Here is a 7,033-nt window from a genome sequence, read left to right as displayed (position 1 = left end):
AATTTCACCACACTGGCATAGATGGCTATAGCTTTTTAGTTTATCTCTAATCGGCTACGTGGGGTGGTATTTTAGCAACTTTATTTTTTTTTGCAACAACTTTTTCAATTATTTCTCCCTCAGAATGAGAAATACCTAAAAAATAATTTTTCAATAAAATCGATACGTTTTTTACACACTCACTTACTACTTTGTATAGTATTCTTGCCCGCCACTTAATCATAATATCGCTAAAACTAGGGTAAAATTTGTTAATTTATGACTTTTAATCAACCTGCCTCGATCTTTTTTAATAGAATGCTATTTATTGTCACAGCATTAATGGCGGGTTGTAATTCTTCAAATAACAATCAAAATTCAACGGCGGCCAATAACCAATCTAGCAAAGAACCTGCCAAAACAATTTCAACCAATGCGCCTGTTGCCTCTTCACCCAAAGCGACTGAAACTCTACATATTGCCGCTTTTTCCAATCTTCGCATGGTATTGCCTATCTTGGTATCAGATTTTAACCATAATTATCCGAATATAAAGATTCAAATTACCTTTGAGCCCAATGCTGCGCTGTATGATAAGGTCAATGCCAATCCTCAAAGTTTTGATATTTATTTAGCGGGTAATCAGAGTTATCCAAAGCAAATGCTTGCCAGTGTTAAGGGTGTTAAATCATCGCCTTTTACTTATACCCGTGGTCAGTTAGTGCTTTATAGTCACAAATACCCTATGGACATTAGCCCTACAACCACGCTTGATCAATTGATGCTCGACAATAAATCCTTTAGTTTAGCGATAGCCAATCCAGAGAATTTAGCTTATGGCGTGGCAGCAGAAGCCTGGTTGGTCAATCAGAATCTTTATAATAATATCAAGCCTAAGATTATTTATACCAATACCCTAGATGAAACTTTTGCGTTAACTGAAAGTGGAAAAGCAGATTTTGGATTTGTAAGCCTCTCGCAAGTATTGAATAAACCCAATAACATTGCCCTGCAAAATGTCAATACACTAAGCAATAACTACTTGATACTGCCTAAAAATAGTTATCCGCCAATTCTGCAAGATGGCATCATTTTGAATCACCCTGAAACCAGTCAAATCTTTGTGGATTATCTAAAGTCGGTAAAAGCACAAGATGTTTTAACCGATGCGGGGTTTTTACCGATTTGTACCTCGACAACTATCTTACCTGCTTGCAAATAAGTGATTAGATTTTAACCATCCGCTACTTGCAAGTCGCGAATTAATTTGCAATCGCTGATTTTAATTGATTAGCCAGCGCTGCTAGACGCTCATGATCGCCTTGACGATTTTCATGCAATCCAAGATGATAAATACTGCTTGGAATCAAATGAACGTGGTAATGAAATACCGATTGTCCTGCCTCAGCATTATTTAACTGCATCTGCACAATACCTTGGCGATTAAATACCTTGCGCTGCGCTGCCATGACTCTTTGCGCGGTGCTGAAAACTGCCGCTATATAATCGGTTGGCATATCCGACAATTCAACGGCCTCACATTTTGGAATCACTAAAACATGCCCTTCTGCCATCGGCATGATATCCATAAAGGCAAGCGTTTTGTCATCTTCATAAACTTTATGGCTAGGAATCTCACCACGAAGAATTTTGGCAAAAATATTTTGAGTGTCATACGGCATTGATTACATTCCTTTTACTGTTTAAATGGGGCTAAGAAACAAGACTAAGAAAAAAGCCTTAGCAATTAGGCTAAGCAAAAAAATCTAATATGGTTTCATTCAAGATAAATTGGCGATCGTCACCCAGCATAGTCACATCATAATTATGTACAAAGCTGACTGCTAATGCGCGACTGGGATCACACCAAGCCATAGACCCATTATACCCCATATGTCCAAATGCATCAGACACATCATGGAACAGGCTAAACACGCGATGATAGCCGAGTCGCCACGCCATTACCGCTGGCATGATTTTGTCAAATTGCTCATTGTGAATGGTTGAAAGCGCCTTAAAAACAGCAGAATTGATTAGCGTTTTACCTTGCCAAACGCCGCGATTTGCAAGCATGGCGTAGACTGTTGCCAACGCTATCGCGCTGGCTACTCCATTTGCGGCGGGAATTTTTGCCTGCAGGGTGACAGGGTGATAATAATTAAATTGTCTGCTACCGATGGGTACCAGCGCAGATTTATAGTCTTCGATATTGATATTAGCAGGTTGAAAATACAGCGCGTTAATGGCCTGCGTTGTCAAAGGAGAGCCCGATTGAGACAATGTTAACCACTCGGGGTAAAAAGGCAAGGATTGATAAAATTGTAGCGTTGAGTCAGCATCTTGAGTGAGTAAAGGTTTAGCTTGAGTCTCTTTGGCACGTATTTGACCTGCCACCTGTTCAACTTTGTCTTTGGGTACCCCAAAGTAAGCTTGACCGACCAAATCGAGCGGTTCCAATAAATAATATTCTAGGGCTTGCTGCAGGGGCAATTGGGTTACTTTTTCAATCAGCCCACCCAATACCCAGCCGGATACCAAGGCACTATAAGCCGCGCTAGAATCCGCATGGGCAGCCACGCTGGATTGAGTTGACTGATTGTCAGATTCTTTATTAGCTGAAATATTAGCTGAACTATGCGTAATAGTTGGACTATTTAATGCCATTTGCTCTACATTGCTGAGCATCAATTGCCAATCTAGCATGTCTTTGGCATGTTCGGTAATACTGACAATATTAAATAATCCCGACTCGTGGGTTAGCATATCACGCAAAGTGACGCTATCTTTGCCATTTTGGGCAAACGCTGGCCAATAGCTAGCCAGAGTTTTGTCATACGCTAAAAGATTTTGACTCACTAAAATATGAATCAACGTAACCAGTATCCCCTTACCTGTCGAAAAATTCAGCGACAAGGTGGATGGCTGCCAAGGGGTGATTTGCTGGTTAGTTTTATCAATATTTGCGATACCGTGAGCCAATTGAGTAACTGCTTTACCTTGATGAAAAATAACCAGACTGCAGCCACCTACCTTTTGATTAAGATCAAATTGTGATAACAGTTGGGCTAGGTGTTGATTGAGCGCTTGATAATCCATTAAATCCTTCATTACTTCAATAGCATCCTAAAAAACCATTTCCTAAAAACCATTGTGCTAAAAAACACCCTGCTAAAAAATAGCCGCTTAACATTGAACCCTTATTGACCTTCTTTTTATCGCTATTATTTAGCCTGCGCTTGGGTGATTTTCCCAATCAAATTGGCTTTTGGTGTAGCGGGATCATACACACCAAAATCCACCTGCTCATCACGGTTATCAAATTTTGCGATAAACTCCACTTCAGAGGGCAAAAAAATCGGCAATTTAAACGTCACATCACAGGTAAAGCTCTCGGGCAAATCACCCAACGCACCCAAACATTTTGCTTTTGTCCACATACCATGGGCAATGGCTTTTGGAAAACCAAATGCTTTGGCAGATAAAGGATGCAAGTGAATCAGATTAAAATCCCCAGAGATAAACGCATAGCGACGCCCAATATCTTCAGGAATTTCCCAAAATTCATGCATATCATTACTATCAAGTGTGGGCTTGGCTTCTACTTGCGTCGTCGATGGTTTTTGAGTCGTTTTTTGACGTTTTTGGCGTGATAAATACGTCGAAGTCCCTTCCCAAACCAGCTCGTCTTTTTCAAAAACTTTAGTCACAAAATCAAATTGCTTACCGCGATCATGGTCGCGCAGGTTAGCAAAGCTCACAGCCATTTTAAAAATTGCGCTATCTTTAATGCGCCGATATTGGGTAACACTGTTTTGTACATGAATCAAGCCGAGCATGGCAAAGGGAAATGGCTCTTTGACCATCATGTTCATCTGTAACGACTGCGACAGCACCGCAAAATACGTCGGCGGCACGTAGCTATTGTTTTCAAAACCACAAATTCTGCGGTAATCGGCTAAATTATCATGGTCGATTTCAAGCGTATTGACGCTATAAGTAGCATTGGGCAACACCGCATTGGCTGATTTGTCTTGGTCGCCAATGGGTAAAAAACTTTTGATAATATTGGCATAGGTGGTGTGCGGCTTTGGCAAACGACTAAAATTTTGGTCTGACATACAGACTGTCCTTACTTTTTTACTTTTTAAGCTTGAGCCAACAAAGGGCTATTTGATTAGATAGTGTTCAGGTATATTCCATTACTTTTGATTACCGTCAGATCTCAAAATCTGAGAACTTAGTTTATTATAATCGAATGTCACAATCTAATTGTTGATTTTTTGCATAAAGCTTAGTTTAAGTTTGACTTAGAAAAAATGATTAAAAAAAATCAGTAGCGACATGCTCGATACTGATTTTTTCAGCCCGTCAATAATTACGCACCCAACACACTTTGACCACAGACGCGGACAATGTTGCCATTGACGCCGCCCGAAGCAGGGCAAGCCAGCCAAGCAATGGTCTCAGCCACATCAATCGGCAAACCGCCTTGGCTCATTGAGTTCATTCTGCGACCTGCTTCTCGAATCGCAAAAGGTATCGCAGCGGTCATTTGGGTTTCGATAAATCCTGGCGCTACCGCGTTGATGGTAATACCGTTGTTTAACGTAGGCGCAGTCGCTTGTACCGCACCAATCACGCCAGCTTTGCTCATGGCATAATTGGTCTGTCCCAAATTGCCCGCAATACCGCTAATGGATGATACACATACAATTCTCGCGTTTTCATTGAAACTGTCATGACTGAGCAGATAATCATCAATTTTTTCTTCTGCATTGAGATTGACGTTCATGACGGCATCCCACATGTTATCATCCATTTTTGCCAATGTCTTGTCACGGGTTATGCCTGCATTGTGGACAATACCATCTAAGCCGCCACGTTTGGCTGCCGCTGCAGCTATTTTTTCACCGGCATCGTCGGCTGTGATATCTAATGTTAAGGTAGAACCGCCTATCTCACCTGCTACTTTTTGCAAGTCTGATTGCTGGGCAGCCACATCGACACAGATGACATGTGCGCCATCACGCGACAATACTTTCGCGATGGCTTCACCAATACCTCGGCTCGCGCCAGTCACCACCAGTGTTTTACCTTTTAAAGGCTTTTGCCAATCAACTGTGACTAGGTTGCCTTCACCCACTCTGACCACTTGACCTGACACATACGCAGAACGCGGTGAGGCAAAGAAACGAAGCGTAGATTCAAGGTTCTGCGCCGCATTTGGGTCTACATAGATAAGCTGGCTTGTGATACCGCGCTTAAATTCTTTACCGACGGATTTGACAAACCCTTCTAAAGCACGCTGAGCTGCTGCCTGTGCGATACTGGTGCATTTTTCTGGTGGCAAGCCAATGACGATAACCCGACCTGAGCGGTCAATCGAACGCGCAATCGGATGGAAGAAGTTGTAAACTTGTTTCAGCTCATGGGTTGTTTTGATACCTGAAGCATCGAAAATAGCCACTTTAAAATACTGATTCGCGCCAAACTGCTCAGCGTCAATCTGCGCATTCTGCAAAGCATCACGCGCTGACTCATTGGGGTCTAGATAGACATCCGCTTGCACATTGGCTAATACTTTGGCGATGTCATTTGCTATGACAGCGTTTTCACTGACCCCAAAAATAATACTGCCTGTCACAGGTGCTTGACCGTCTTTGTAACGCTCAAGGTTGATTGGCATCGGTAAACCCAAATTTTGGGCAATCTTACGTCCCAGTGGATTTTGAACGAATTCTGAATAATGGTCTGACATAAGGACTCCTTTGAAGAATTAGTTTTGCTTAGGCTATTAGATAAGGCTCAATTAAAAAGTAAGTTAAACACTCAATTAAATACAGCTGCTAACCCTATTTACTGTGTAAATTTTATACCAATCAAGCAGCCTTGAATAGTCATATCAAATAAAATTTTATTGGTTTTATTGATTTATATAAATTATCGTTATATATATACCTTTAGGCGATATTTTTGTCTAAGTTTTATGGTAACATCACTGCAACTTAAAAAGTTTAGTTATTTTTAAAAAATTTAGTTATTTTTAAAAAGTTATTTGGTTTAAGCTTAGCCAATTTTTTTAATTGATTGCTCAAAAGGACTTTTCTATGGACAATTTTCAACATCCCACTCACCAGCCTACTGGCAAAAAGGTCGCTATTTTAGGTGGCAACCGTATTCCATTCGCTCGCTCAAATGGCCAATACGCCAATGTCAGCAACTCTGAAATGTTGACAGCTGCGCTTAACGGCTTGGTGGAACGCTATAACTTACAAGATAAACGCTTGGGTGAAGTTGTGGCGGGCGCGGTCATTAAATTAAGCCGTGATATCAATCTCACCCGTGAATGTGTGTTAAGCACGGCGTTAAGTCCGCAAACGCCTGCTTACGATGTGTCACAAGCGTGTGGCACTGGACTACAAGCGGCTTTCGCAGTGAGCAATAAAATCGCCTTGGGGCTGATTGATTCAGGGATTGCAGGCGGTGTTGACACCACTTCTGATGCCCCTTTAGGCATTGGTGATGGGCTGCGTAAAGCGCTGTTAAAACTTAATAATGCCAAAACCAATAAAGATCGCTTACAAGCGTTATTAAGCATTAATCCAAAAGACTTGATTGATGCACCGCAAAATGGTGAACCGCGTACTAAATTATCGATGGGTGACCACCAAGCCATCACCGCACTTGAATGGGCGATCACCCGTGAAGCGCAAGATGAGTTTACCTTTAATAGTCATAAAAACTTGGCGCGTGCGTACGATGAGGGTTTTTTTGATGATTTAATCACGCCATTTAAGGGTTTAACACGCGACAATAATCTACGTCCCGACATTTCGTTAGAAAAATTGGCGTCATTAAAACCTGTATTTGGTAAGAAAAATGCCAATCCAACCATGACCGCTGGCAACTCAACACCGCTGACCGATGGCGCGTCTTGTGTGTTATTAGGCACAGATGAATGGGCTGCAGCGAATGGATTAAAACCGCTTGCTTATCTCACCTACCAAGAAACCGCTGCGGTTGATTTTACAGGTAAAAAAGGTGTTAAAGAAGGC

The 7,033-nt window shown here is 41.6% G+C and carries 6 protein-coding genes; 2 read left to right on the top strand and 4 right to left on the bottom strand.

Going from position 1 to position 7,033, the window contains the following annotated elements:
- Positions 1–258: 258 nt before the first annotated feature.
- Positions 259–1,200: a molybdate ABC transporter substrate-binding protein gene (modA, locus tag RTR63_RS11300; protein ID WP_312524328.1), complete on the top strand. Its 942-nt coding sequence runs from the start codon at positions 259–261 to the stop codon at positions 1,198–1,200.
- A 40-nt stretch (positions 1,201–1,240) separates the two neighbouring features.
- Here the strand turns inward: modA and RTR63_RS11295 are convergent, their stop codons facing one another.
- The 4 genes from RTR63_RS11295 to RTR63_RS11280 all read right to left on the bottom strand — a co-directional run bounded on the left by RTR63_RS11295 (position 1,241) and on the right by RTR63_RS11280 (position 5,736).
- Positions 1,241–1,660: an HIT family protein gene (locus RTR63_RS11295; protein WP_312524326.1), complete on the bottom strand. Its 420-nt coding sequence runs from the start codon at positions 1,658–1,660 to the stop codon at positions 1,241–1,243.
- 70 nt (positions 1,661–1,730) lie between these two features.
- Complete coding sequence (locus RTR63_RS11290) at positions 1,731–3,086, bottom strand: serine hydrolase domain-containing protein (RefSeq protein ID WP_312524325.1); 1,356 nt, start codon at positions 3,084–3,086, stop codon at positions 1,731–1,733.
- 113 nt (positions 3,087–3,199) lie between these two features.
- Entirely contained in the window at positions 3,200–4,096 is an 897-nt protein-coding gene (locus tag RTR63_RS11285; RefSeq protein ID WP_312524323.1) for a MaoC family dehydratase, read from the bottom strand.
- 257 nt (positions 4,097–4,353) lie between these two features.
- On the bottom strand, positions 4,354–5,736 hold the full coding sequence (locus tag RTR63_RS11280) for a 3-oxoacyl-ACP reductase (RefSeq protein ID WP_312524321.1): 1,383 nt from the start codon (positions 5,734–5,736) through the stop codon (positions 4,354–4,356).
- Between the two features lie 349 nt (positions 5,737–6,085).
- On the opposite strand from RTR63_RS11280, the gene RTR63_RS11275 reads away from it, so the two are divergent.
- Positions 6,086–7,033: acetyl-CoA C-acyltransferase (locus RTR63_RS11275; protein WP_312524319.1), on the top strand; the 948-nt coding region annotated here is incomplete at its 3' end.

The sequence above is a fragment of the Moraxella sp. CTOTU47724 genome, assembly GCF_032014955.1.
GTDB classification, from domain to species: domain Bacteria; phylum Pseudomonadota; class Gammaproteobacteria; order Pseudomonadales; family Moraxellaceae; genus Faucicola; species Faucicola tetraodonis.
This window is presented reverse-complemented; position numbering and strand designations above follow the sequence as displayed.